This is a genomic window from Amycolatopsis circi (assembly GCF_003385235.1).
Classification (GTDB): Bacteria; Actinomycetota; Actinomycetes; order Mycobacteriales; family Pseudonocardiaceae; genus Amycolatopsis; species Amycolatopsis circi.
This window is the reverse complement of record NZ_PQIA01000082.1, coordinates 16,874-42,493: the sequence shown is the minus strand read 5'-3', so window position 1 is coordinate 42,493 and position 25,620 is coordinate 16,874. Positions and strand designations below refer to the sequence as shown.

Annotated in this window: 23 protein-coding genes; 15 read left to right on the top strand and 8 right to left on the bottom strand. The window is 69.7% G+C overall.

Annotated elements, in window-relative coordinates; genetic code table 11:
- Positions 1–110: 110 nt before the first annotated feature.
- Positions 111–719 carry a signal peptidase II gene (gene lspA, locus D0D37_RS29445; protein ID WP_116203847.1) on the top strand — a complete coding sequence of 203 codons (609 nt, stop codon included), beginning with the start codon at positions 111–113 and terminating at the stop codon, positions 717–719.
- Positions 716–1,642, top strand: coding sequence for an RluA family pseudouridine synthase (locus D0D37_RS29440; RefSeq protein WP_116203846.1), 927 nt, complete (start codon positions 716–718; stop codon positions 1,640–1,642). The genes lspA and D0D37_RS29440 overlap by 4 nt, the downstream gene beginning before the upstream one ends.
- A gap of 192 nt (positions 1,643–1,834) precedes the next feature.
- Here the strand turns inward: D0D37_RS29440 and D0D37_RS29435 are convergent, their stop codons facing one another.
- The gene (locus tag D0D37_RS29435; RefSeq protein ID WP_244223718.1) at positions 1,835–3,181 is read right to left on the bottom strand and encodes an AsnC family protein; all 1,347 of its coding nucleotides are present in this window, start codon (positions 3,179–3,181) and stop codon (positions 1,835–1,837) included.
- Between the two features lie 392 nt (positions 3,182–3,573).
- Here D0D37_RS29435 and D0D37_RS48145 point away from each other — a divergent pair, with 392 nt between their 5' ends.
- From D0D37_RS48145 to D0D37_RS29410, 5 genes are all read left to right on the top strand, one after another.
- Entirely contained in the window at positions 3,574–6,888 is a 3,315-nt protein-coding gene (locus D0D37_RS48145; RefSeq protein WP_116203844.1) for a DUF885 domain-containing protein, read from the top strand.
- The gene (gene fahA, locus D0D37_RS48140) at positions 6,885–8,090 is read left to right on the top strand and encodes a fumarylacetoacetase (protein WP_162834526.1); all 1,206 of its coding nucleotides are present in this window, start codon (positions 6,885–6,887) and stop codon (positions 8,088–8,090) included. Before D0D37_RS48145 ends, fahA begins: the two co-directional genes overlap by 4 nt.
- A gap of 84 nt (positions 8,091–8,174) precedes the next feature.
- Entirely contained in the window at positions 8,175–9,215 is a 1,041-nt protein-coding gene (locus D0D37_RS29420; protein WP_116203842.1) for an LLM class F420-dependent oxidoreductase, read from the top strand.
- A gap of 158 nt (positions 9,216–9,373) precedes the next feature.
- The gene (locus D0D37_RS29415) at positions 9,374–10,336 is read left to right on the top strand and encodes a Ppx/GppA phosphatase family protein (RefSeq protein ID WP_116203841.1); all 963 of its coding nucleotides are present in this window, start codon (positions 9,374–9,376) and stop codon (positions 10,334–10,336) included.
- A 41-nt stretch (positions 10,337–10,377) separates the two neighbouring features.
- Entirely contained in the window at positions 10,378–10,581 is a 204-nt protein-coding gene (locus tag D0D37_RS29410) for a hypothetical protein (RefSeq protein ID WP_116203840.1), read from the top strand.
- Positions 10,582–10,620: 39 nt separating this feature from the next.
- Here the strand turns inward: D0D37_RS29410 and D0D37_RS29405 are convergent, their stop codons facing one another.
- From D0D37_RS29405 to D0D37_RS29385, 5 genes are all read right to left on the bottom strand, one after another.
- A complete protein-coding gene (locus D0D37_RS29405; protein ID WP_116203839.1) occupies positions 10,621–12,990 on the bottom strand; it encodes a glycoside hydrolase family 65 protein in 2,370 nt (789 codons plus the stop codon).
- On the bottom strand, positions 12,987–13,718 hold the full coding sequence (locus tag D0D37_RS29400) for an HAD family hydrolase (RefSeq protein ID WP_116203838.1): 732 nt from the start codon (positions 13,716–13,718) through the stop codon (positions 12,987–12,989). The genes D0D37_RS29405 and D0D37_RS29400 overlap by 4 nt, the downstream gene beginning before the upstream one ends.
- 373 nt (positions 13,719–14,091) lie before the next feature.
- Entirely contained in the window at positions 14,092–15,291 is a 1,200-nt protein-coding gene (locus tag D0D37_RS29395) for an ROK family transcriptional regulator (protein ID WP_116203837.1), read from the bottom strand.
- Between the two features lie 185 nt (positions 15,292–15,476).
- On the bottom strand, positions 15,477–16,781 hold the full coding sequence (locus D0D37_RS29390; protein ID WP_116203836.1) for a carotenoid oxygenase family protein: 1,305 nt from the start codon (positions 16,779–16,781) through the stop codon (positions 15,477–15,479).
- Positions 16,782–16,785: 4 nt separating this feature from the next.
- A complete protein-coding gene (locus tag D0D37_RS29385) occupies positions 16,786–17,346 on the bottom strand; it encodes a hypothetical protein (RefSeq protein WP_116203835.1) in 561 nt (186 codons plus the stop codon).
- An 89-nt stretch (positions 17,347–17,435) separates the two neighbouring features.
- On the opposite strand from D0D37_RS29385, the gene D0D37_RS29380 reads away from it, so the two are divergent.
- Positions 17,436–17,960, top strand: coding sequence for a PadR family transcriptional regulator (locus D0D37_RS29380; protein ID WP_116203834.1), 525 nt, complete (start codon positions 17,436–17,438; stop codon positions 17,958–17,960).
- A gap of 13 nt (positions 17,961–17,973) precedes the next feature.
- Positions 17,974–18,552 carry an NUDIX domain-containing protein gene (locus D0D37_RS29375; RefSeq protein WP_116203833.1) on the top strand — a complete coding sequence of 193 codons (579 nt, stop codon included), beginning with the start codon at positions 17,974–17,976 and terminating at the stop codon, positions 18,550–18,552.
- 7 nt (positions 18,553–18,559) lie between these two features.
- On the opposite strand, the gene mgrA is transcribed toward D0D37_RS29375, so the two are convergent.
- On the bottom strand, positions 18,560–19,588 hold the full coding sequence (gene mgrA, locus D0D37_RS29370; RefSeq protein ID WP_116203832.1) for an L-glyceraldehyde 3-phosphate reductase: 1,029 nt from the start codon (positions 19,586–19,588) through the stop codon (positions 18,560–18,562).
- A gap of 171 nt (positions 19,589–19,759) precedes the next feature.
- Here mgrA and D0D37_RS29365 point away from each other — a divergent pair, with 171 nt between their 5' ends.
- The 6 genes from D0D37_RS29365 (at position 19,760) to D0D37_RS29340 (ending at position 24,544) form a co-directional block, all read left to right on the top strand.
- Positions 19,760–20,119 (top strand): hypothetical protein, encoded by a 360-nt coding sequence (locus D0D37_RS29365; protein ID WP_116203831.1) that lies wholly within the window; start codon positions 19,760–19,762, stop codon positions 20,117–20,119.
- Positions 20,116–20,859, top strand: a complete 744-nt coding sequence (locus D0D37_RS29360; protein WP_116203830.1) for a hypothetical protein — start codon at positions 20,116–20,118, stop codon at positions 20,857–20,859. The genes D0D37_RS29365 and D0D37_RS29360 overlap by 4 nt, the downstream gene beginning before the upstream one ends.
- Positions 20,860–20,878: 19 nt before the next feature.
- Complete coding sequence (locus tag D0D37_RS29355) at positions 20,879–21,643, top strand: hypothetical protein (RefSeq protein ID WP_116203829.1); 765 nt, start codon at positions 20,879–20,881, stop codon at positions 21,641–21,643.
- Positions 21,636–22,133, top strand: coding sequence for a hypothetical protein (locus D0D37_RS29350; RefSeq protein WP_116203828.1), 498 nt, complete (start codon positions 21,636–21,638; stop codon positions 22,131–22,133). Before D0D37_RS29355 ends, D0D37_RS29350 begins: the two co-directional genes overlap by 8 nt.
- A gap of 159 nt (positions 22,134–22,292) precedes the next feature.
- A complete protein-coding gene (locus tag D0D37_RS29345) occupies positions 22,293–23,174 on the top strand; it encodes an AAA family ATPase (protein WP_116203827.1) in 882 nt (293 codons plus the stop codon).
- The gene (locus tag D0D37_RS29340) at positions 23,171–24,544 is read left to right on the top strand and encodes a vWA domain-containing protein (protein WP_116203826.1); all 1,374 of its coding nucleotides are present in this window, start codon (positions 23,171–23,173) and stop codon (positions 24,542–24,544) included. Before D0D37_RS29345 ends, D0D37_RS29340 begins: the two co-directional genes overlap by 4 nt.
- On the opposite strand, the gene add is transcribed toward D0D37_RS29340, so the two are convergent.
- Positions 24,522–25,505, bottom strand: coding sequence for an adenosine deaminase (gene add / locus D0D37_RS29335; protein WP_116203851.1), 984 nt, complete (start codon positions 25,503–25,505; stop codon positions 24,522–24,524). The genes D0D37_RS29340 and add overlap by 23 nt on opposite strands.
- Positions 25,506–25,620: the final 115 nt, after the last annotated feature.

Genomic DNA, 25,620 nt, shown 5'->3' with positions numbered 1-25,620 from the left:
CTCGACGGGCATGCGGTGAGGATGGCGGGACTGGGGGCGCCGGGGCGACTGAATTCGGGTCGGGGGCTGCCGCTGTGACCTGGTTCGGCGCGGTTGTGGACAATGGGGGTGTGAGCACCGATCCTTCGCCGTCCGAGTCCGAGGTCGAGCCGTCTGCGGAACCGCCTGAGCAGGAGGCTGCCGAGGGAGCTGCGCCGCTGCCCAAGCGGCGGGTCTGGGTGGTGTTCGCGGTCGCCGCGCTGCTCTGGGCGATCGACCTGATCACCAAGAACCTCGTGGTCGCCAATCTCGAGGGCAAGGAGCCCAAGCCGATCCTCGGCGGGCTGATCTACCTGCAGGTCATCCGCAATCCGGGCGCCGCGTTCTCGATGGCGACCGGCATGACCTGGGTGCTCGCGCTCGTCGCGCTCGGCGTCGTGATCGCGATCGTGTGGATCTCGCGCCGGCTGCGCTCGGTCGGCTGGGCGATCGGCCTCGGGCTCGTCCTCGCCGGCGCGCTCGGCAACCTCACCGACCGGTTCTTCCGCGAGCCCGGACCGCTGCGCGGGCACGTCGTCGACTTCATCTCCGCGTTCGCGCCCAACGGGCAGGGCTTCGCGATCTTCAACATCGCCGACTCCGCGATCTGCGTCGGCGGCGCGCTGATCGTGCTGCTGTCCCTGCTCGGCAAGGACTACGACGGCACCTCCACCCGCGGCAAGAAGAAGGAATCCGAGTGAGCGGGCGCATGCTGCCCGTCCCCGACGGGCTCGACGGGATGCGCGTCGACGCCGGGCTGGCCAAACTGCTCGGCCTCTCCCGCACCGTCGTCGCGGACCTCGCCGCGGCAGGCGACGTGCTCCTCGACGGCCGTCCGGCGGGCAAATCGGACCGGCTTTCCGCGGGCGGGCTGCTCGAGGTGACGCTGCCGGAACCAGGACGTCCGGCGGAAATCGTCGCGGCACCGGTCGACGGCATGAAGATCCTGCACGATGACGACGACATCGTGGTGATTTCGAAACCCGTCGGCGTCGCCGTGCACCCCAGCCCCGGCTGGACCGGCCCGACGGTCGTCGGCGGACTCGCCGCGGCCGGGCTGCGCATCTCGACGTCCGGCGCGGCCGAACGACAGGGCGTCGTGCACCGGCTCGACGCGGGCACCACCGGGGTGATGGTGGTGGCGAAGAGCGAACACGCGTACACCGTGCTGAAGCGGGCGTTCAAGGAACGGACCGTCGACAAGGGCTACCACGCCGTCGTGCAGGGCCACCCCGACCCGACGCGCGGCACCATCGACGCCCCGATCGACCGCCATCCCCGGCACGACTACAAGTTCGCCGTCGTCGCGGGCGGACGGCCGAGCGTCACGCACTACGAAGTGGTCGAGGCGTTCCGGGCGGCCTCGCTGGCACACGTGAAGCTGGAAACCGGGCGTACTCATCAGATCCGCGTGCACTTCTCCGCGCTGCGCCACCCGTGCGCCGGGGACCTGACCTACGGGGCGGACCCGGTGCTGGCCCAGAAGCTCGGCCTGACGCGGCAGTGGCTGCACGCGCGGACGCTGGGTTTCGCGCACCCGGCGGACGGCCGGTGGGTCGAGTTCGAGGCGGAGTATCCCGACGATCTGGCCAAAGCGCTGGAGATCCTGCGCGACGGGAACTAGGGACCTCGTGAGTGTTTTTGCCGGTTCTAACCGGCAGGAACACTCACGACGTCTTCCATCGCCTGGCTGCAGTAGCAGCGCCGTCCGCGCAGGTGCGCGGCCGGGCTGCCGCTCGTGTGCTGGCTGAGTGCTGCTCGCAACCCTTGTGAGTGGCTAGGCCGGTTAGAACCGGCGGGAACACTCACGAGTCCGCTAGCCGACGGCCCAGGTCAGGGTGCGCTCGTCCGGCTCCGGCCGGGGACTCCAGCGCACCGAGACCACCCGCGTCGCGGTCGGAAGGACGTAGACGGTGTGCCCGCCGAGCGTCTCGCCCGGCTGGACGCCGATCTTGTGCGGCGGCCGGGACGTCAGCGAAACCGGGGCCTTCGCGACGGTCTCGCCGCTGTCGGTGACCAGCTCGAGATAATTGTCCGGCAGCGAGGCGAACGGAATCGGCCCGCGATTGGTGATCTCGGTGTGCACGACGACCGCGCGCTCGCCGTCCTCGAGCCGGTAGCCGGCCGCGCCGAAGAGGAAGTCCGCGGGATCCTGGACTTCCAGCAGCTGCACGGAAAGCTGCTCGCCTTCGAGCCCCTGCGACTGCATCGTCTCGCCGATCCGCCCCTGCTTGGCCGGCGCGGCGGCGGGCCGGGGTTCGTCGCCGCGGGCCCAGGAAGCGGTCTGCGGGACGCCCCACGTGCTGACGGCCGGGTCCGGAGCCGGGTACGGCCCTGACTGTCCATTGTAGACGTTCGTAGGGGCCTGGCGCGGCAGGCCGGTCTGCGCGGGGGAGTAGGCGCCGGACATCCCGTTCGGCCCGGGGGGATACGCGCCGGAAATCCCGGCCGGTCCGGGAGCGTACGCACCGGAGACTCCGGGCATCCCGGGCGGGTAGGTGCCGGTGGTCCCCGGTCCGGGCAGGCCGTGCGGTCCCGGCGAACCTGGTCCGGTCGCGGGAATCCCGGTCTGCCCGGGTGGATACGCACCGGAGGTCCCCGGTCCGGGCAGGCCGTGCTGGCCGGGGGGATGCGGGCCGGAATGTCCCGGCATCCCGGCCGATTCGGGTATCCCGGTCTGCCCGGTCTGCCCGGGCGGGTGCGGGCCGGACGCGCCGGGAGAGCCGCCCGGCATCCCGGGCGGCGGCGCCATCCCGCCCGAGGCCGGAATCCCGGACGACGCCGGACCGTTCGGCATCGGCGCCGCGGGCGGACCGGAGGGCATGGAGCCCGGTGCCGAAGCGGGGCCGGACGGCATCGAGCCGGGCATCCGGGGAGCCCCCTGCATCGGCGCGGCGGGGAACGGCGCCGACCCGGGCCCGCCGGGATACCCCGGAGCCTGCGGCCGCTGCCACGACGCCGGAGCCGCGGAGATCGCCGCGCGGAGACCGTTGGGGTCGCTTTCGACCCCGACCAGCAGCGGCAACCCGCTGCCGGACAGCGCGACCAGCCGGTACGCGACCTCCCGCGGATCCATCCCGACCTTCGCCGCCAGCTCGTGCACAGCTCCCTTGCCCAGCTCGGCGAGCGCGGCGAGCAGGCGGATGTCTGCGGGATCGGTCACGGCCACTCCGGCAACGCTACCGCCTCGCCCGCCGGACCCGGCCGCACCACCGCGCCCGGCGCGCCCCGCCCGGCCGCAGCAGTCCGCGGACCCAGGAAGGTACCCAGGAAGGTACCCAGGAAGGTACCCAGGAAGGTACCCAGGAAGGTCTAGCCAGCACTTCGCCTTCCCCGCCCGGACCCGACCGCAGCGGACGGCGTAGCCAAGCCCAACCGGTGTTCGCCGTGCCGCCGACGCACTACGCACCGCAGCCGACCGGCCACGGAGTTCCATGCCACGGCACTCCCGTACGCCCGCCGAGGGACCGACCGTCGCGGGCACGGGCGTCCGCACCCCCGTCTCGATTAGGGTCGGAATCGCACCTTCTCCGCCTACCCTGGGGGTCCACGCCGATGTCCGTCGTTTCCGATCTCGCCGACGAGTTCGTCGAGGTGTCGTTCGACCACGAACCGCTCGACGCCGCCATTCTCGGCATCCGGCCGGACGCGCCGGGGCTCGGCGATCCGTCGGCCGCGGCGGAGGCGGCGTTCCGCGAGAAGATCGTCGCGATTCGGGAGCGCGTCGACGCCGTCGATCCGGCCGGGCTCGAAGAAGCCGATCGCGTCACTCGCGACGTCCTGCTCAGCTCCGTCGACGGAAACCTCGACCGGATGGACAGCCGGATCGTCGACTTCACCGTCACCGACCTGTTCGTCGGGCCCGCGTCGGGGCTCCTGTCCGCGCTGCCGATGGTCACGGTCACCGCGGAAACCGCCGAGGCGCATCTCGGGCGGCTCGCCGAGATCCCCGAGTATCTCCGCGCCGTCGCGCAACGGCACCGCGACGGGATCGCCGCCGGGCTCCTGCCGATCGAACGCCTGGTCAAGGCCGCGATCGCACACCTCGACCGCTACCTCGCCGAGCCCGAGAACGACCCGCTGCTGCGCCAGCCCGCCCCGGACGACGAGTTCGCCGCCCGCCGCGAGCAGATCCTCAACGACGTCGCCCGGCCCGGCTTCCGCGAGTACCGCGACTTCCTCGAGGCCGAGGTCCTCCCGCACGGCCGCCCGGACGACAAGGCCGGCGTCTCCTGGCTCCCCGGCGGCGACGAGATCTACGCCCGGCTCGCCCGCACCCACACCACCAGCAACCGCACCCCGCAGGAGCTGCACGACACCGGCCTCGCGGTGATCGCCGGCCAGGTCGAGCAGTACCAGGCCCTCGGCGAGCGCGTGTTCGGCACCCGTGAGCTGCCGGAGATCTTCGAGCGCCTGCGCACCGACCCGAAGCTCCGCTGGACGAGCGCCGAAGACCTCCTCGAAACCGCCCGCACAGCGATTTCCCGTGCCGAGGCCGAGGCGCCGAACTGGTTCGGCCGCATCCCGCAGCACCCGTGGACCGTCGAGGCGGTGCCGGAGGATTCCGCGCCCGGCGCGCCCCCGGCGTACTACATGCCGCCCGCCGCCGACGGGTCCCGCCCGGGCGTCTACTTCGCCAACACTCACCAGGCCACCGAGCGGTTCCGGCACACCGCCGAAGTCATCGCGTTCCACGAGGCGATCCCCGGCCACCACTTCCAGCTCAGCACCGCGCTCGGCCTCTCCGACCTGCCGCTGCTGCGCCGCATCGGCAACTTCACCGCGTACGCCGAAGGCTGGGGCCTCTACACCGAGCGCCTCGCCGACGAGATGGGCCTGTACTCCGAGGACGTGTCGCTGCTCGGCATGCTGACGATGGAGTCGATGCGGGCCGGGCGGCTGGTCGTCGACACCGGCCTGCACGCGCTGGGCTGGAGCCGCCAGCAGGCGGTCGACTACCTGGTGGAGCACACGCCGATGGCGCGGGTCGAGATCGAGGCCGAGGTCGACCGGTACCTCGGCTACCCGGGCCAGGCGCTCGCGTACCTGGTGGGGCGGCTGGAAATCGAGCGGCTGCGCAAGCAGGCCGAGCAGCGGCTCGGCAGCCGCTTCGACATCAAGGCGTTCCACGACACGATCCTCTCCGGCGGCTCCCTGCCGCTGTCGGTGCTGGACGCCGTGGTCACCGAGTGGGTGGCTGGCCACGGCGACACCGTCCTGGGCCTGGCCGACGAACTGGTCGAGCTGTCCTTCGAGCGGGAACCGCTGGAGCGCACCGTCCTCGGCCTCCCGGGCGACCACACGAAGCTCGCCGACCCGAGTCTCGCCGCGGCCGAGCGCGACCGGGCCAAGTATGCCGCGATCGCCGAGCGCGCCGACGCGATCGACCCGGCCGGGCTGACCGCGTCCGAGGTCATCACCCGCGAAGTGGTGCGCACGCACGCCCGCGGCGCGATCGACGCGATCGACTCGCGGCTGTCCGGCTTCGCGGTGAGCGACGGTTTCAGCTCGCCCGCGCTGAACCTGATGACGATCCTCCCCGCGCTGACCCCGGACGACGCGAGCCGGGCCCACGACTACCTCAGCAGGCTGGCGGCGATCGGCGGCTACCTCGACGGCGTGATCGAGGCGCAGCGGGCGACCGTCGCGGACGGGTTCGCGCCGCCGGACTTCCTGGTGCGCATCGGAATCGAATACGTCGAGCGGTACCTCGCGAACGAGGAGGGCGACCCGTTCCGCGTCACGCCGACGGTCGAGGTCGAGGGCTTCGCGGCGGAGTGCGACCGGCTGCTCGCCGAGGTCGTGCGGCCCGCGTACCGGCGCTACCGCGACTTCCTCGCCGAGGAGGTGCTGCCGGTTTCGAAGACGGACAGCCAGCCGGGCATCAGCCACCTGCCGGGCGGGCTGGAGAAGTACCAGGGCCTGATCCGCGTGCACACCACCACCGACCGCACCGCGCAGGAACTGCACGACACCGGGCTGCGGATGGGCGAAAAGCTGGCCGAGGAGTACCGCGAACTGGGCGCCCGCGTGTTCGGCACCGAGGAACTGGCGGAGATCTTCGACCGCCTCCGCAACGACCCGGAGCTGCGCTGGCGCGACGGCGAGGAACTGCTGGAAGGCGCTCGGGCGGCCGTCGTCCGGGCGGAAGCTGTTGCCCCGCAATGGTTCTCCCGGGTGCCGGACGCGAAGTGCGCGGTCGAGCCGGTCCCGGAGGCGGACGCGGCGAGCGGCACCATCGCCTACTACCTGCAGGCCGCGTTCGACGGTTCCCGCCCCGGCACGTACTACGCGAACACCTACGAGGCGAATTCGCGGCCGCGCTTCACCAGCGAGGGGATCGCGTTCCACGAAGCCGTTCCGGGCCACCACTTCCAGCTCACGTTCGCGCAGGAACTCACCGATCTGCCGCTGCTGCGCCGGATCGCGCCGTTCAACGCCTACATCGAGGGCTGGGGCCTGTACGCGGAGCGTCTCGCCGACGAGATGGGCCTGTACTCCGACGACGTTGCCCGCTTCGGCATGCTCGCGCAGGACTCGATGCGAGCCGGACGGCTCGTGGTCGACACCGGGCTGCACGCGCTGGGCTGGAGCCGCCAGCAGGCGGTCGACTACCTCGTCGAGAACACGCCGATGGCGAAGATGGAGATCGAGGCCGAGATCGACCGGTACGTCGCGAATCCGGGCCAGGCGCTGAGCTACATGGTGGGACGGCTGGAAATCCAGCGCGTCCGCGCCGAGGCCGAAAAGGCGCTCGGCGACCGGTTCGACATCCGCGCGTTCCACGACGTCATCCTGGGCAACGGAATCCTCCCGCTGTCCGCTTTGGACACCGTCGTCGGCGCGTGGATCGCGGAGGTCTCCGCGTGACCTGGCTCGACCTTCCGGCCGACACCCTCTTCGGCCTCGACAACCTGCCCTACGGCGTCTTCTCGCACGGCGAGCGGACCCGTCGGGCGGGCGTCGCGGTCGGAGACCAGGTGCTCGACCTGAGCGCGGCGGCCGAGGAGGAGTCCTTCGGCCGCCTGCTCGGCGCGGGCGTGCTGAACCCGTTGCTCGCCGCCGGTCCGGAGACCTGGGCCGACGTGCGGGCGCGGGTCCGCGAATGGCTCAGCGAACCGCGCCACGCCGACCGGATCCGGCCGCATCTGGTGCCCCGCAACGAAATCACGAGCCATCTGCCGGTGGAGGTCGCGGACTACGTCGACTTCTACTCCAGCGAGCAGCACGCGCTCAACGCCAGCCGGGTCTTCAGCGGCGGCGACGATCTGGTGCCGCCCAACTGGAAACACCTGCCGATCGGCTACCACGGCCGGGCGGGCACGGTCGTCGCGTCCGGCACTCCGGTGATTCGCCCGGCGGGGCAACGGAAACCGCGCCAGGCGACCGAACCGTCGTTCGGGAGTTCCAGACTGCTCGACTTCGAGGCCGAGGTCGGCTTCGTCGTCGGCGTGGGGACCGAACTGGGCGCTCCGGTGCCGGTCGACGAGTTCCCCCGGCACGTGTTCGGTGTCTGCCTGGTCAACGACTGGTCGGCGCGCGACCTGCAAGGCTGGGAAATGCAGCCGCTCGGGCCGTTTCTCGGCAAATCGTTCGCGACGTCGATGTCACCCTGGCTGGTTCCGCTCGCCGCACTGGAGCACGCTCGGGTGCCGCAGCCCGCGCAGGATCCGGAGCCGTTCGAGTATCTGCGCGCGGCCGAATCGTGGAGTCTCGATCTGGCGCTGGAAATCCGGATCAACGGCCACCTCGTGTCCAGCCCGCCGTTCGCCACGCAGTACTGGACGGCCGCGCAACAGCTCGCGCACCTCACGGTGAACGGCGCGAGCCTGCGCACCGGCGACCTGTACGCGTCCGGCACGGTCACCGGCCCGGCCAAGGACCAGCGCGGCTCGCTGCTGGAGCTGAGCTGGGGCGGTCGCGAACCGCTCGCGCTCGGGGACAGCGGCGAGACGCGGAAGTTCCTGGAGGACGGCGACGAGGTCGTCATCAGCGCCTCCGCGCCAGGTCCGGCCGGCGCCCGGATCGGGTTCGGCGAGGTGCGCGGGACGGTGGCGCCCGCTGTGGTGTGACCCACGCCGTAGCGCCGTCACCCGAGCGGCCGCATAATGAGCAAACGCTTAGTCACAGTCGACCGGCACGGGAATGAGGGATCGATGAGGATCGGCACCGGCGTCAGCTACTCGGGCGGGTTCGCCGAAAGCGTCGCGGACATCGTGGAGCTGGAACGCGTCGGGCTCGACATCGTGTTCGTCCCCGAGGCCTACAGCTTCGACGCGGTGAGCCAGCTCGGTTATCTCGCCGCGAAGACCGAGCGCGTCGGGCTGATGTCGGGCATCTTCCAGATCTACACCCGCACCCCGAGCCTCACCGCGATGACCGCGGCCGGGCTGGACTTCGTGTCCGACGGCCGCTTCACCCTCGGTCTCGGCGCGTCCGGCCCGCAGGTCATCGAGGGTTTCCACGGCGTGAAGTACGACGCGCCGATCGGCCGCACCCGCGAGATCATCGAGATCTGCCGCCAGGTGTGGAAGCGCGAGCGCGTCGTGCACGACGGCAAGCACTACACGATCCCGCTGCCCGCGGACCAGGGAACCGGCCTCGGCAAGCCGCTCAAGCTGATCAACCACCCGGTGCGCGAGCGGATCCCGGTCGTGCTCGCCGCGCTCGGGCCGAAGAACGTCGCGCTCGCCGCCGAGGTCGCCGAGGGCTGGCAGCCGATCTTCTTCCACCCGGAGAAGGCCGCCGACGTCTGGGGCGCCTCGCTGGCCGAGGGCAAGGCCAAGCGCGACCCGGAACTGGGCGAGCTGGACGTGTTCGCCGCGCCGCCGCTGGCCATCGGCGACGACGTCGACCACTTGCTCGACTGGGTGCGCCCGGTGTTCGCGCTGTACATCGGCGGGATGGGCGCGCGCGGCAAGAACTTCTACAACACGCTGGCCTGCAACTACGGCTACGAGGCCGAGGCGAAGAAGATCCAGGACCTGTACCTCGACGGCAAGAAGGAAGAAGCCGCCGCGGCGGTCCCGACGGAGCTGCTGCGCGCGACGTCGCTGGTCGGTCCGGCGGGGTACGTGAAGGAGCGGCTGGCGGCGTTCAAGGAGGCAGGGGCGACGACCCTGGCGGTCAACCCGCTGCAGCCCGGACGCGAGGCGCGAGTGGCCGCCGTCGCCAAGCTGAAGGAGCTGCTCGGATAGGTCCGGTATGATGCGGGCCACTGGGGTGTGAAAAAACCGCACTTTGGGTCGATGCCGCCGTCGAAATGCCGTCAACTCCCCGCGCGGGGCGCGAATTCGGGAGTAAGAACGGGTTCAACGGGGAATCCGGGCGGGGCGAAAGCGAGGTAGACCGGGCTGTGCGCAGAATCGAAGGATCCGCCGCCGCGGTGCTGGACGTCGGATCGTTCAGTGCCCGGCTTGTCGTGCTCGAACCCGGCGGATCCCCGCTCGACCCGGCGTTGACGCACCAGACCCGGCTGCGGCTCGACCGCGAACTCGACGCCGACGGACGGCTCAGCGAGTGCGGCATCGCGGCGATCGCGAAGGCCGTTTCCCGCGGGATGGAATTCGCTCGCGAGCACGGCGTCAAGGACGTGTTCCCGCTGGCCACGTCCTCAATCCGGGACGCGGTCAACTCCCGCGAAGCGGTCCGCGAGGTCGCCCGCGAAACCGGCGTCGAACTGCGCTTCCTGTCCGGCCGTCGGGAGGCGGAGCTGACCTACGTCGGCGCGCGCCGCTGGTACGGCGCGTCCGGCGGCCCGCTGCTGGCGCTCGACATCGGCGGCGGCACGGTCGAGCTGTCCGCCGGAGCCGGCGAACAGGCCACTTTCGCGCGGTCGCTGCCTCTGGGTGCCCGGTCGGTCACGCGCGACTGGCTGCCCGCCGAGCCGCCGGTGCGCAGCAAGCACGTGCGTGCGCTGCGTGACCACGTGCTGGAGGAAGTCTCCGCCGCCCTGGGCGACGTGAAGGACGAGCTGGCCGAACACCGGGTGGTCGGCTGCTCGAAGGTGCTGCGGCAACTGGCCCGATTGGCGGGCGACCGCCCGGGCAAGGCCCGCGAGCTGCACCTGGACGACGTGCGCGCGTGGATCCCGCGGCTGTCAGCGATGCCGTTCGCGCGGCGAGCGCAGCTGCCGGGGATTTCGCGCCAGCGGGCGCAGCAGGCACTCGGCGGCGCGGTCGTCGCGGAAGCCCTGCTGACGGTCGCGGGCGGGAAGCTGACGATCTGCCCGTGGTCGACGCGAGACGGGCTGCTGCTGACGTTGTTGGACCAGCTCACGGACGCGACCGGTAAGCAACGTTCGCGTCCGGCCGCGTGAACTCCCTGGTGCGAGGGCGATAAACCGGGTATCCCGGAACCATGACCCAGCGCAGCGAATTCCGTCCCCGCGACCGGTCCGAGGACGACGACGAGGACTTGCCGTTCCCCGCGCGCCGGAAACGCGAACTGCCGGACTCGGACGAGCTGCCCGGCGAGGTGGCCAACGCACCGGGGCCGGATCTGAGCCCTTCTCGGACGGATGAGGTGCCTCGGGTGCCGGGTACGGAGGAAACGCCGTCGTGAGTGGCAATCCCGGTTAGAACCGGGATTGCCACTCACGAGTCAGCTTCGGTCGAACTGTCGTACCTTCGAGGCGTCGCGGCGCTTCGGTGCCCGCCCGATCGGCTGGACCGGCGCGGGCCCCGGGTCCAGTTTCGGGATCGGCAGCTCCACCGGCTCCTCGGCCAGCGTGAACCGCTCGCCGTGGTGGATCAGGTCCAGCGGCGGTCCGTTGAGCACCCGGTACGTCGCCGCGTCGTGCTGGATCGACACCTGGAACCGCGTTTCGCGGAAGGCGAGGCGGAAGGTGAGGCCGCCGAGTTCGTCCGGCAGTCGCGGCGCGAACGACAGCTGGCCGCCGTAGTCGCGGAACCCGCCGAATCCGGCCACGGCCGCTTGCCAGGCACCGGCCAGGGACGCCATGTGCAGGCCGTTGCGGACGTTGTTGTGCACGTCGTGCAGGTCGGTCAGCGCGGCTTCGGCGAGGTAGTCGTACGCCAGCTGCAGGTGCCCGACCTCCGCCGCGATAACCGCTTGCGTGCCCGCGGACAGCGAGGAATCCCGGACGGTCCGTGCTTCGTAGTAAGCGAAGTCGCGGGCTTTTTCCTCCGGGCTGAACGAATCGCCGCACAGATGCAGGGCGAGCACGAGGTCGGCCTGCTTCACGACCTGCTTGCGGTACAGGTCGAAGTACGGGTAGTTCAGCAGCAGCGGGTAGAAATCCTCGTCGGTGGCGGCGAAATCCCACTCGTCGTGCTGCAGGAAGCCTTCCGACTGCGGGTGCACGCCGAGTTCCTGGTCGTACGGCAGCGCCATCGCATCCGCCGCGGCGCGCCAGGAATCGATCTCCGCAGTGTCCACTTCGAACTGTTCGGCGACGTCCGGATGCCGCCGGCACACGTCGGCCGCGGCGAGCAAGTTCCTGCGCGCCATCAGGTTCGTGTAGACGTTGTTGTCCGCCACCGCCGAGTACTCGTCAGGCCCGGTGACGCCGTCGATGCGGAAGTGCCCGTGGTGGTCGAAATGCCCGAGGGACGCCCACAACCGCGCGGTTTCCAGCAGCAGTTCCGCGCCGCAGGTGCGCTCGAAATGCGTGTCCTGGGAGGCGTTCACGTACCGCACGACGGCGTCGGCGATGTCCGCGCTGACGTGGAAAGCCGCAGTGCCCGCTGGCCAATAAGCGGAACATTCGGCCCCGTTGATGGACCGCCACGGGAAAGCCGCGCCGCGTAACCCGAGCTGGGTCGCGCGCTCTTTCGCTTTGTCTATTGTGGAGTGTCGCCAGCCGAGCGCGTCACGGGCGGCGTCCGGCATCGTGTACGTCAGCACCGGCAGCACGAACGTCTCGCTGTCCCAGAACGCGTGCCCGTCATAACCCGGCCCGGTGAGGCCTTTCCCCGCGATAGCACGGGTTTCCCCGCGAGCCCCGGCCTGCAGCAGGTGGAAGAGCGCGAACCGGACGGCCTGCTGGAGTTCCGGGTCGCCGTCGATCTCGATGTCCGAAGTGGCCCAGAAGTCGTCGAGGAACTGGCGTTGCTCGGCGGCAAGGCCCTTCCAGCCGGTCTGGCGGGCGCCCGCGAGCGCGGCCTCGACCTGCGCGCGCAGCGCGGGAGCGGATCGTTGCGCGGACCAGCCGTAGGCGAGGAATTTGGTGACCCGCAGCCGTCCGCCCTTGGGCACGTCGACCGCGGCGGTGAGCCGGGCGAGGTCTTCCTCGGCGTGGATGCGCGTGCGCAGGCCGTCGTCGACCTCGATTTTGTGGTCCATCGCGGCGGCGACGCGCAACCCGGACATCCGCGTCTGGTGCACCAGCACGGCCTGGTAGCCCGCGGCGTGGCAGAACTCGCCGACCAGCGGCGCGTCGAGCGCGGCGGCGACGCGCGGGTCGTGCGTGTCGGACTCGACCGGTTCGTTGGCCAGCAGGTCGGACTGCACGACGAGCTGCAGGTCCTCGTCGAGCGGTTCGACCTCGTAGCGGATCGCGGCGACCGCACGCTGGGTGAAGGACACCAGCCGTTCGGTGGTCACCCGCACGCGCCTGCCGGTGGGGGAGGACCATTCGGTGACGCGGCGCAGCGTGCCCCGGCGGAAGTCGAGCACGCGGTCGTGCGCGGTCGCGATGCCGTAGCGCATGTCCAGCGGCTCGTCCTCGACCAGCAGCCGGATGATCTTCCCGTCAGTCACGTTGACGACGGTCTGGCCTTCCTCCGGGTAGCCGTAACCGCCTTCGGCGTAGGGAAGTTCGTGCTGCTCGTAGAAACCGTTGAGGTACGTGCCCGGCAGCCCGCGCGGCTCGCCCTCCTCAAGGGTGCCGCGCAGGCCGATGTGTCCGTTCGACACCGCGAAGGCGGATTCGGTGCGCTGCAACGCTTCCACGTCGAGGCCGCGCCAGCGCAGCTCCCACGGCGAGCATTCGTAACCGAGTTCCGTCACTTGTCCTCCAGCAGGTCGGCGAGGTCGTCCACCACGACGTCGGCGCCGTGCGAGCGCAGAGCGTCCGCCTGGTTCTCCCGGTTCACGCCCACGACGTAACCGAAACCGCCGGCCTTGCCCGCCTGGACGCCGGATTGTGCGTCCTCGAACACGACGGCCTGCTTCGGATCCACGCCGAGAGCCTTGGCCCCGGCCAGGAACGAATCGGGCGCTGGCTTGCCTTTCAGGTGGTCGCGGCGGATGACCAGGCCGTCGACGCGGGCTTCCACGAAGCGGGACAGGTCGGCCGCGTCGAGGACTTTGGCGCCGTTCGCGGACGAGGTGACCACAGCGATCCTGAGTCCGGCTTCCTTCGCTGCTTCCAGGTAGCGCACGGAGCCTGGGTAAGGGTTTACGCCGCGTTCGTCGATGATCTTCAGGACCAGTTCGTTCTTGCGGTTGCCGATGCCGTTCACGGTCGGCGCGTCCACGGCGTCGTCCGGGGTGCCTTCGGGGAGTTCGATTCCGCGGGAGTGAAGGAATTCCCGTACGCCGTCGGCTCGCGGGCGGCCGTCTACGTAGGTCGCGTAGTCGGCGTCGGTGAATTCTTGGAAGTTCGCGGCGTCCCGGGAGCGCAGGTATTCGTCGAACGTCCGTTTCCACGCCTCGCGGTGGAGCACGGCCGTCCCGGTCAGTACGCCGTCCAGGTCGAAGAGGCAGGCGGTGATGGTGTCGGGCAGTCCGATCATGCCTGCAAGGTACCGGTCTCGGGGGAGGTTTGCGGGCTGTTGGGGGTTCGGCTCGTCGCCTGGCGGCGACATTGCCTCGTTGGTTGCGTGGGGCACCCCGTTGCCCATTGTGCTGACGGTTCGGGGGTGCTTGTCAAGGCGGGAAAGATGCCTTGACAAGCACCCCCGAACCGCAGGGAGGCTTCGTATCGGGGTGCGGGGGTGGTGTGGGTGCCTCGATTGTTGGGTGCGTTGGTTGCGGTCGCGGTCGGGTGGTCCGTGAAGGGCTCCTTGAGGGAATCTGAGTCTGTGAAGGGGCCCCTCACGGACAGTTGAGGGTCGTGAGGGGAACCCTGAGGGACTCAGAGTCTGTGAGGGTTCCCCTCACGGAACGTCAGGCGGCGCCTACGCGGCGGTCGAAGACCAGGCGTTCCGCAGCGCGCAGGCCGACGCTGATTGCGCCGGTTAGGACGCCGTCGTCGCCTAGTTCGCCTTGCACCACAGTCGTGGTGAGTGGGGTGAACGCGCGAAGTGCTCGGTCGATCGGCTCCAGAAGCAGGTCTGCCGCCGTTCCGACGCCGCCGCCGAGCACGATCAGTTCGGGGTCGATTACCGCGGCTACCGAAGCGACTGTGTACGCGAGTCGGTCTGCCTCCGCGGAAACCGCGCGTTGGGCCAATTCGTCACCCTCGCGGGCGAGGCGGAAGACCTCGCGGGCAGATCGTGCTGTGCCCAAGCCAAGTTCGCGGGCCCCGCGGACCACCGAACCTGCGGCGGTGGCCTCTTCCAGATGTCCGCGCGCGGGCGGCTCGGCGGGTTCGTCGGTGACGCGTGTGCGGCCGTAGGGCAGATAGCCGATCTCGCCCGCCGCGCCGGTTGCGCCGCGGAAGACCCGGCCGTCGACCATCAGGCCCATGCCGACACCGGTGCCGATGGTGATGCAGCCGACCACCGACGCTCCGCGCGCGGCGCCGCTTTCCCATTCGCCGACCGCGGTGAGGTTCGCGTCGTTCTCCACCACCAGTTCCGGCCCGAGCACCTGCTCCAGGTCGTCGAGCAGCCCCGGACGGCCCCAGCCGGGCAGGTTCGGCGCGTGCCGGAAACAGCGTTTGACCGGGTCCGCGACGCCGGGGGAGCCGAGCACGCGGACCACGATGTCGTCGTTCGCGAGACCCGCCTCGGCGACGATGTCCGCGGCCAGTTTGCCCAGCGCGGAGATCAGCGCGCTGCCGGACCGGGCCGTGTTGCGCACGTCGCGCCGGGCGACCGTGGTGCGGCCCAGGTCGGCGACCGCGACCCGGATGTGCTCGCGGCCGATGTCCAGGCCCAGCACGTATCCCGCGGTCGGGTCCGCCTCGTAGAGCACCGCCGAACGGCCGGTGCCGGTGGACGTGTGCCCGGTCGCGCGGGCGAGCCCGGCGGCCTCCAGCGCCAGCAGCGCCTGGCTCACCGTCGGCTTCGACAGCCCGGTGTCCTTCGCCACCTGCGGCCGCGTCGCGGGCCCGCCGCGGCGCAGCAGGTCGAGCACCGCCCGCTGGTTGATCATGCGCATCCCGGCCGGGGTGCCGACCGGTGGTGTACCCGCCCCTGCCACCTGCTGAGTTTCCTTCCCGTTCGGACTTCCGTCCTGCCACGGTAACCGGATTCGCCCCGCTTTGGCAGGAAAGTTTCTTTTCTTCCGGCTCGGAAGGGCAGGCGGACGTCCCGGCCGACGATACGGGCTCGGCGGCCCGAACCCGGGGACGGCACGCAGGGTTCGCCCTCCGCTAGTTGACGGGCTCAGGCGTCGGGCAGCCAGTTCCCGTGGAAACCGGCGGGCACGCGGCCGGGCAGCGGGACCGTCGCGACCGGATCTGCTTCGATGTCCTGCGCGTCGAGCACCACCAAGTCGCTGCGGTCGTTCGGTCCGTCGTAGACGTACGTGAGCAACCAGCCCGCGCCGCCCGGACGGTCGTCCGCCGGAACGAACACCGCCTCGCCCGGGATGTGTCCTTCCGCGAACAGATGCTCGCGCGCGGCGTTCGTGTGGAGGTCGTAGCGACGAAGCGCGAGCGGACCTTCTGGGCTATGCCGCCCGGTGACGTGGCCGAAACGGGCGTCGAGCCCCGCGAGCCGATCGTCAATGCGGGGAAACTCGCCGCTGCGGTCGTCGATCAAATCCTCGGTTACCGTGCCCGCGCGCGGGTCGATGGTCCACCGCCACAGCACGCCCTTCGGATCCGGGACGCCGGGCCGGTACAGGTGCTCGTATCGCACGACGTGCAGCACGATCCGGCCGTCGGCGGTGTCGTGCGCGTTGAGGGTGTGGAAGACGTAGCACGGGTCGACTTCGAACCAGCGCACGCCGTCCTCCGGGCGATCGCGGCTGAGCAGGCCGAGCCGCGCGCCGTACGTGTCGCTCCAGCGGAACGGCATGCCGCCGTCAGTCGCGTGGTCGAACACCACCGGCAGGTCGAAGAACACGACGTGCCGGCGGGTGAGCGCGAAATCGTGCATCATCGTGAGCCCGGGCACGTCGATCGGTTGCCGCAGCACGAGTTCCCCGGCGGCGTCGGCACGGTAGTAGCTCACGTGCGGGGCGGTGATGCTGCCGTAGCCGAAGAAATGCAGCTCGCCGGTTTCCGGGCAGATCTTGGGATGCGCGGTCATCGCATCGGCGAGCTTGCCGTCGAAATCGTAGACGCCGACGGTGTCGAGATCCGTGGTGATTTCGTACGGCAGCGAGGATTCCACGAGCGCGAGCGTGCGTCCCGCGTGATTGACGACATGCGTGTTGGCGACGCTCGCTCGGAGGTTCCGTGTGCCGTCGGCGTTGTAGAGCACCGGATTCGGAACGTCGAAGCTCTCGGTGCGCACCCAGCGGTTGCGGTACCAAGCCGCGCGGCCGTTTTCGAGCCGTACGCCGTGCACCATGCCGTCGCCGGTGAACCAGTGTGCGCTGTCTTGACGTGGGTTCGGCCCGTTGCGCAGATACCAGCCGTTGAGTTCCGGTGGCAGCGCACCCGTGACCGGGAGGTCGTAGGCGGTGAGTTCGTCGTGGACCGGGGCGTAATGGCCCTCGAGGTGAAAGTCGGTGGTAGTCATTGATTCACGCCGCTTTCTGGGCACGAGCCCGGACGATGCGCGGGTAGCGAATGGTGAACGAGATCGGGATCGCGAAGCCGAGAACCTTGATGATGATCAACGCGACGGTGGCGTGCGGCGCGTAGTGCAGCAGCACCGCTTCGGCGATACCGGCGATTGTGAAGCTGGCCGCCCACACGGCGGTGATCACGACGTTGACCCGGTGGAACACTGCCGTCCGGGCGATGTCCGGCGGGACCATGGTTTTCGCGATCCCCAGAGTGAACGGCCGCTTGGCGGCGAGCGAGCCCCAGGAAGTCAGCGCCAGCCAAAGATCGGTAAGCGCGCCGACGTAATCCCTGAGCGGCGAAGCCGGATCGCTGAACGACCAGATCGCGAGACCCGCGAAGAAGACGACTGCGGAGACCTCGATGAACAACGTGTCCCAGCCCTTGCCGCGCCGGCGTTCGAGCAGGAGCAGCCCGCCCGCGAGCACCAGCCCGGTCAGCCCGGACCAGCGCCAGTCGGCCTGCGTGGACACGATCGCGAAGGCGATCCACGGAAGGAAACTCTTCAGGTAGTTCATCGGGACCCCTCGCTCACATTCCTGTGGTGACATGTCAAAGCTAGAACGTCCGGACTGGACATGTCAATAGTGGAAGGTAGGCTGGGCGCATGACTTTGCGACACGCGGTGCTGGGGCTGCTCGCCAGCGCCCCTGGAAGCGGCTACGACCTGCTGAAACGCTTCGAAACGGCGATGTCGAGCGTCTGGACTGCCACGCAGAGCCAGCTGTACGGGGAACTGGGCAAGCTCGAGGGCGCCGACTTGATCGAGGTCTCCGCGGAAGGCCCGCGCGGGCGCAAGGAGTACGCGATCACCGACGCCGGGCGCGAGGAACTGCGCAAGTGGCTGCTGGAGGAGAGGCCGCCGGCCGCGCGGCGGAACGAGATGCTGCTGCGGGTGTACTTCCTGGGCGAGGTCACGCCGGAGGAGGCCCGCGAATTCCTCGGCAGGCAGGGCGCTTTCGCCAAGAGGCTGGTCGACGAACTGGCGGCCTTGGAAGCCTCAGTCGACTGGGATGACAGCGACCTGTCGCTTTACGGCCGGCTGGCCCTGGAATGGGGCAAGCGATACGCGGCGATGGAACGGGATTGGTCGGAGTGGGCGGCGGAGACGGTCCGCGCGGCCCGCGGATGACGGGGAGGCGACGGTGACCGACAGCCAGGCGCGCCATTGCGGCGACGAGGCCGTATTCGCCCAAGACGTTCGGGACGAGGGCGAGCCGGAGGCCGAGTTCAATCCCGGCATCGCCGCCCGGTTCCCGCGCAAGAACGCGGCCGCCGGAGTGCTCGCCCGCGACGAACACGGTCGAGTTCTGTTCGTCCGCCCGACCTACAAGCCGTTCCTGGAGATTCCAGGCGGCTTGGTCGAGGACGGCGAATCACCGCTGGCGGCGTGCCGTCGAGAGGTCCGCGAAGAACTCGGCATCGACCTGCCGGTGGGATGCCTGCTCGTCGTCGATTGGCTGCCCGCGCACGGCGTTTGGCGGGACAGCCTGCAGTTCGTCTTCGGCGGCGGCGTGCTGAGCCGCGAGCAGATCGACGCGATCCGCCTGCCAGCGGACGAATTGAGCCGGTTCGAGTTCCTCGGGCTCGAGGTCGCGCAATCGCAATTGCGGCCGTCGAAGGCTCGGCGAATTGCTCTGGCGCAGCAAGCGTTTCTGGACGGCGAGACTGTCTACAGCGAGTTCGGCCGGAGGCTCGACGAGCACGAACCTCCGGCCGGGTGACCGGTTCTCAGCCGTCGGAAGAGCGCTTCCAGAGGTTGATGCCCTCCTCGACCGCGTACTGGTCAATCTCCGCCAGTTCCTCGTCGGTGAACGACAAGTTGTCCAGCGCGGCCACGTTGTCCTCCAGCTGCTTCACGCTGCTGGCCCCGATCACGAGCGACGTCATCCGCGGATCCCGCAACGCCCACGCCAGCGCCAGCTGCGCCAGCGTCTGCCCGCGCCGCTCGGCGATCTCGCCCAGTGCCCGGATCTTGCCGAGCTTCTCCTCGGTGATCGTGTCCGGATTCAGCGACTTCCCTTGCGCCGCCCGAGAATCCGAGGGAACTCCGGAAAGGTACTTGTTCGTCAGCAGTCCCTGCGCCAGCGGCGAAAACGCGATGCACCCAGCACCGGCCTGCTCCAACGTCCCGAGCAAGTCGTCGGCCTCGGTCCAGCGATTGAACATCGAATACGACGGCTGGTGAATCAGCAGCGGCGTGCCCAGTTCCCGCAGCAGCTGTGCGGCTTCCGCGGTCCGCGCGGAGTTGTAGGACGAGATCCCGACGTACAACGCCTTGCCCGACCGAACCGCCCGGTCGAGCGCGCCGACAGTCTCCTCCAACGGCGTCTCCGGATCGAACCGGTGCGAGTAGAAGATGTCGACGTAGTCCAGCCCCATCCGCCCGAGCGACTGGTCGAGGCTGGCCAGCAGGTACTTCCGCGAACCCCACTCGCCGTACGGCCCGGGCCACATGTCGTAGCCGGCCTTCGTCGAAATGATCAGCTCGTCCCGGTACGGCTTCAGATCGCTCGCCAGCAACCGGCCGAAGTTCTCCTCGGCGCTGCCGTAGGGCGGGCCGTAGTTGTTGGCCAGGTCGAAGTGCGTGATGCCGAGGTCGAAGGCGCGCCGGACGATCTCGCGCTGAACGGTGAGCGGGCGGTCGTTCCCGAAGTTGTGCCACAGCCCGAGCGAGATCGCGGGCAGCTTCAGGCCACTGCGCCCGCAGCGGCGGTAGGGCATCGAGTCGTAACGGGCATCAGCGGCAGCGTAAGTCACGGCGCGATGCTAGCCCGCGACGCGCGGCCGAGGTCCGCGCACAGCGGGTACGCCCGCGCCCGGTGCGAAAAAGCCGGTTTTGCGCTCGGCATCCCATTTGACTCCGTACTATGCGGGCTGTGGTGCCCATCACGGCCGGGCTGCCCGACAGCGAACGAGGGAGGAACTCGCATGGCCGGTTACAAGGTCATCACCGGCGCCTTGCGCACCGAAGCGAAAAAGTGGGATCCGCACGCGGAAAAGATCGCCGGCGTGCACACGGCAGTTTCCGGCATGACGCTCGACACGTCGGCCTTCTGGATCGGCGACGGCGTGAACTTCCTCCTCACGGCCGCGGTCGCGCAGATCGACAAGTCCGCCTACGACAAGCTCCAGCAGTTCATGGAGCAGAAACTCTCCACGGCGGGCGCGGACATGGGCCACATCGGCGACGTGCTGGTCAAGGCGGCCAACACCTACGACCAGAACGAGGAAGTCGTCGAACTCGACCTCAACGACTGGTCGAAGAAGATTCCGGAGGGCGGGTCGTGAGCGAGGACGCGGAGAGCACCACCGCCGAGTTCAAGAAACTGATCGACCAGCTGGTCCAGTGGGTCAACGACATGGTCAACGGGTTCCGGGAGTTCGTCGGCAAGTGGGCGGATTCCGCGTGGCGGTACGTCCTCGGCCCGGCCGTCGTCGCCTTCGACCGGGGAATGCAGGCGCTCAACGAGAAGATCACGAAGATCGTCCAGGACATCCAGAAGATCCTCGACCATTCGACCCCGATCGTCTCGATCATCGTCCAGGGGTTCTCCTGGCTGGAGAACGCCCAGCGCCCCGCGGCCCAGATCCAGGGCGTCGTCAAGGAGCACCCGGACGCGAACTTCGGGCATTGGGAAGGCGCGGCCCGCAACGCGTACAACGACGCCGTCGACCTGCAGCACGGCGCGCTGGGCGCGATCAAGACCAAAGCGGACAACATCAGCAGCTGGCTGCTCGACGTCGCCAAGGCGAACATCATGTTCGTGAAGGAGCTCGGCGACGCCTTCGCCGCGATAGCGGGCGAGTTCGTCGCCGTCCTGGTCGACGCCGGGACCATTGTCGGTGCGCTGGAGGCCATCGGGAAAACCGGCGAACTCGTCGAGAAGCTCGTCACCACCGCGGGCGAGCGGCTCACCAAGGTCGTGGAAATGTACAGCGAGGCGGTCGGGCGCACGCGCGACGCCACCAGCATCCAGTACGACGCCGCGGAATTTCCGCACGACAAGTGGCCGAGCCTGGCCGGCTAGTCTCAGGAGGGGAGCGACAATGACCGACCCGGTCGCCTCGGCGAGCATTCTCGACGCGGGGCTGGAAGCACTTCGGGACATCGGCGCGCGGCTCGATCGGGCCCCGGCGCCGCAGCCGCCGCCGACCGTCGCCGAACCCGTGCTGGTCGGCACCGGGAACGCTCGCGGTTTCCGCGCGTCCGACCGGACCGGCGTCGTCGCGATCACGCTGGACGAGGACCTCAAACTGGTCGAAGCCACCGTCCTGGACCACTGGAAATCCCGGGTCGAGCCGGCTTTTCTCGGAGAAGCGCTGACGGAGGCGTACCTGTCCGCGTTGGACGCGGCGGTGCAGGCAAGATCCGAACGTCTGGCCGCGGAAACGCCGCCTGCCGCGGCTCCTGCGAGCGAGGCGGGCGGTCCCGTGGTGTTCCCGACGCTCGACGAGGTCGTCGCGGCAGCCAGGGCCAGCCGGGAGCGCAACGAGAACGAACGGCTCCGGCAGCAGCGGGAGCGCGCTTCGGCCGCGGAGCCGGAACCGCCGCGCGAGGTCAGCGGGAGCTTCGGCTACCTGACCCTTCGCGTCCAGGGCGGCGCGATGATCTCGGCGACTCCGAACGTCAGCGCGCTGGCCAACGCCGGCACGGCCAACGTCCAGGAGGACATAGAAGCCGCGTTCGGCAACGCGGGACTGAAATCACCGCACGCCGTCTCGGAATCGGGCAGTGTCCGCCCGGACAAGTCGGCCGGTCGCGAGTTCGACGACGAAGAGGACGCGTGGCGAGGGTTCCATGGCAATGATTAAACGGCTCGCGCTCGGACTGGCGGTCGTCGTCGCGGCGGCGGGATGCAGCGGTGCCGGCCCGGCGGAGACGTTCGCGAAGACGAACGCCTGCGAGCTGTTGGCAACTGCCGCGCGGGGCACGCCGATCGACCCGCAGCGCAGCGAGTACAAGCTGACGGAATCCACCCCGGCCGTGACGACGGGAGGCGTGGGCGGCTGCCGCACCGAGTGGAACCCGCCGCGCGGCAAGCTGACCGGCGGCGACCTGGCCGCGACTCTGGACCTGGCCGAGGCGGAGGACTGGAGCGGGCACAGCGAGCCGAGTTCCCAGGGCGGGCACGAAATCCGGAAGGACACCACGAAAGGCGGCGGCGGATGCCGGTATCAGGTCCAGATCCCCGGCACGGATTCGGCGGTGCGCATCTGGTACCTCGACCGGTCTGTGAGCAACGAAGGGTCCTGCCCGGTGGCGAAACGGTTGGTGGACCAGGCCATTCCCAGCCTGCCGTGACGACGTTGCCGGTGCTCGGCATACATCGGAGGAACAGCGGGCTTCACGACGCTCTTGGGTGGCGAGCCCAGAGGGCTTAGGTCCGATGTCTGGTCGCCGGGACGTCTTCGGTGGCGACCGCCCAGTACAGTGCGGGTGAGCGATCGCTTAGGAGGCCACGTGGGCACCGGGTTTTTCTCGTCCGTCGACGACGTGTCGGCGCAGCTGGCCGAGGCCGGGTACCTCGCGTCGACCGCGGTCGCGACCACGGTGTTCCTCGCCGACCGGCTGGGGAAGCCGCTGCTCGTCGAGGGCCCGGCCGGGGTCGGCAAGACGGCGCTGGCGACGGCGGTCGCCGAGGTCACCGGCTCGCGGCTGGTGCGGTTGCAGTGCTACGAGGGCATCGACGAGGCCCGCGCGCTCTACGAGTGGAACCACGCGAAACAGCTGCTGCGGATCACCGCGGGCCGCGACGAGACGTGGGACGAGGCGCGCACGGACATTTTCGGCGAGGAGTTCCTGCTGCGCCGCCCGCTGCTCACCGCGATCTCCGGCACCGAGCCGACCGTGCTGCTGATCGACGAAACGGACAAGGCCGACGTCGAGATCGAGGGCCTGCTGCTGGAGGTGCTCGGCGATTTCCAGGTGACCGTGCCCGAACTCGGCACGATCACCGCGACGCAGCAGCCGTTCGTGGTGCTGACGTCGAACGCGACGCGCGAGCTGTCCGAGGCGCTGCGGCGGCGGTGCCTGTTCCTGCACATCGATTTCCCGGACGAGGATCTCGAACGCGAGATCGTCCGGCTGAAGGTGCCCGGCATCGAGGCCGCGCTGGCGGATTCGGTGGTGCGGGTGATCGCCGCGCTGCGGGCGATGGACCTGCGGAAACTGCCGTCGGTGGCGGAAACCGTCGACTGGGCGCGCACGCTGCTGGAGCTGGGCGCGGGCGCGCTGGACGAGCGCGTGGTGCGCGAAAGCCTCGGCGTCGTGCTGAAGCACCAGGACGACATCGCGAAGGCCGGGGCCGGGCTGAGTCTCGACCAGGTGCTGGACGCGTCATGACCGCCGCGCCGGGCCTGACCGGACGGCTCGCCGAGTTCGTGCGGGCCTTGCGGGCGCAAGGCATCCCGGCCGGTCCGGGCGAGACGGCCGACGCGGCAGCCGCGCTGGAGGTGCTCGGCCTGGACGACCGCGAGCTGGTCCGCGAAGGGCTCGCCGCCGCGCTGGTCCGCCGGGGCGGGCAGCGGTCGGTCTTCGATGCCGCCTTCGACCTGTACTTCCCGGCCGGCGTCGGCGCCCCGGAGCTGGCCCGCGAAAACGCGCCGCAGGACCGGGAGGAACTGCGGGAAGCGCTCGCCGCCGCGTTGGCCGAAGGCGACGACCAGGCGCTGGACCAGCTCGCCGGAATCGCCGTGGACCTGCTGGGCCAATACGGCGTCGGAACCGGCCCGGGCGGCGGGTACTCCGCGCACCAGACGCTGGACCGCCTGCAGCCGCAGACGCTCATCGCCCGGGTACTCGCCGCGATGCGCTCCTCCGGCGCCCCGGACGAGTTCACCGACCGGCTCACCCGCGACGAGATCCGCCGCCGCGTCGAGGGTTTCCGCGGCCGGGTGCGTACCGAGGCGCGCCGCCGAGCCGCCGAACTGCGAGGCCGCGAACGGATCGCCAAACACGCGATCGCCCCTGCCGCGGATCGCGTCGACTTCCTCATCGCCAGCCGTACGCAATTGGCCGAACTGCGGCGGACCATCCAGCCGCTGTCCCGCAAACTCGCCACCAGACTTGCCGCGCGCCGCAAACGCACCACACGCGGTCAGATCGACTTGCGCCGAACGCTGCGTCGTTCACTCTCTACTGGCGGCGTGCCCTTGCGCCCAGCCTGCCGGCACCGACGCCCCGGCCGCCCGGAAATCATCCTCCTGTGCGATCTTTCCGGTTCAGTGGCGGGTTTCGCGAACTTCACGATGCTCCTGGTGCAAGCATTGCGGGACCAGTTCAGCAAAATCCGCGTCTTCGGTTTCGTAGACAGCACCGACGAGGTAACGCACCTCGTCGACACCGGTGCCGCCGATCCCGAACAGCTCGGCGCACGAATGCTCAGCGAAGCAGCGGTAGTCCGCTGGGACGGCCACAGCGATTACGGCCGCGCGCTAGGGCAATTCACCTCGCACTGGCTGGACGCCGTCGGCCCGCGAACGTCTGTGCTCATCCTGGGCGACGCCCGAACGAACGGCGGCGACCCGAATCTCGACGCCGTCCGCGCGATTCGCTCCCGAGCACGGCATGTCCACTGGCTGAATCCCGAACGCCGATCCCTGTGGGGGACCGGCGATTCGGCCGCACCGGACTATGCGGAGCTGGTGGAGATGCACGAATGCCGGACCGCGCAGCAGCTGGGCGTGCTCGTCACGCGCCTTCTGCCGACCTGAGCCAGTCGTCAATCTCCTTGTGCAGCAACGTTTTGGTCTCCTCCGGCGCGAACGACGCCGTCACCGCGTTGTTCGCCAGCTTGGCCAACGTCGCGTCGTCGCAACCGAAAACCTCACGCGCACGGGTGAATTCGTCGGTGATCGTGGTGCCGGTGACGTCCGGGACATCAGTGTTGAGCGTGACCCTGAGCCCCGCCTCGATCAGCCGTGGCAACGGATGTTCCGGCAACGTCGGAACCAACCCGAGCGCGACGTTCGACGACGGACACACCTCCAGTGCGATCCCGCTTTCCGCTACCTGAACCGTCAGATCCGGATCCTCCACAATGCGGATTCCGTGCCCGATGCGCTCCGCGTCGCCGATTTCGATCGCCTCACGGATGCTGTCCGGCCCAGCGTCCTCGCCAGCGTGGTGAACGAGGTGCACCCCCGCCTCCCGCGCCCGGACGAACACCTCGCGAAACGGAGCGAGCGAGTGCCTTTCCTCGCCGGCCATCCCGATCCCGATGATCTCTTCGTGCCGCTTGGCCAGCTCCAGCGTTTTCATGGCGCGTTCTACCGACCGCCGCCGCGAATGGTCGAGAATCAGCCGCCATTGCAGCCCATGCTCTTGCCCGCCGTCCGACAGTCCTTTAAGGACCGCGTTGAGCGGCATCTCGAGGTCTCCGAGCCGTTCCCCGTGCGAGGCAGCGGTGAACGTGACCTCGACGTACCGAGTCCCCTGAGCGGCTTCGTCCGCGCAGAACTCGCGCGCGATCCGCTCGAAGTCTTCGGCTTCGCGGAGACACGACCGGGTGAGACTGTTGCGATCGGCGAACGCCCGGAACCCCTCGAACGCTTCGGGCTTCTCCGGCAACTGGACCCCGTGGGCGGCCGCGAATTCCTTGAGCGTGCCGGGACGGATGGTGCTCTCGAGGTGGACGTGGAGGTGCACCTTGGGCAGGGCGGAAAGATCGCGCACGCAGTGGATGATGCCGGGTTCGGGCACCTTCTGTCATCCAGGTTTCGCGCCGGGAACCCCGGGCGGCGGGGCGACGTTGGGCAGGTGACGGAGGTTTCCGCAGGGGAAGGGCTTT

Coding starts and splice junctions, on each gene's coding strand:
- D0D37_RS48145 (WP_116203844.1), top strand. CDS start 3,574: ATGTCCGTCGTTTCCGATCTCGCCGACGAGTTCGTCGAGGTGTCGTTC.
- D0D37_RS29420 (WP_116203842.1), top strand. CDS start 8,175: ATGAGGATCGGCACCGGCGTCAGCTACTCGGGCGGGTTCGCCGAAAGC.
- D0D37_RS29410 (WP_116203840.1), top strand. CDS start 10,378: ATGACCCAGCGCAGCGAATTCCGTCCCCGCGACCGGTCCGAGGACGAC.
- D0D37_RS29400 (WP_116203838.1), bottom strand. CDS start 13,718: ATGATCGGACTGCCCGACACCATCACCGCCTGCCTCTTCGACCTGGAC.
- D0D37_RS29390 (WP_116203836.1), bottom strand. CDS start 16,781: ATGACTACCACCGACTTTCACCTCGAGGGCCATTACGCCCCGGTCCAC.
- D0D37_RS29385 (WP_116203835.1), bottom strand. CDS start 17,346: ATGAACTACCTGAAGAGTTTCCTTCCGTGGATCGCCTTCGCGATCGTG.
- D0D37_RS29380 (WP_116203834.1), top strand. CDS start 17,436: ATGACTTTGCGACACGCGGTGCTGGGGCTGCTCGCCAGCGCCCCTGGA.
- D0D37_RS29365 (WP_116203831.1), top strand. CDS start 19,760: ATGGCCGGTTACAAGGTCATCACCGGCGCCTTGCGCACCGAAGCGAAA.
- D0D37_RS29355 (WP_116203829.1), top strand. CDS start 20,879: ATGACCGACCCGGTCGCCTCGGCGAGCATTCTCGACGCGGGGCTGGAA.
- D0D37_RS29350 (WP_116203828.1), top strand. CDS start 21,636: ATGATTAAACGGCTCGCGCTCGGACTGGCGGTCGTCGTCGCGGCGGCG.
- D0D37_RS29340 (WP_116203826.1), top strand. CDS start 23,171: ATGACCGCCGCGCCGGGCCTGACCGGACGGCTCGCCGAGTTCGTGCGG.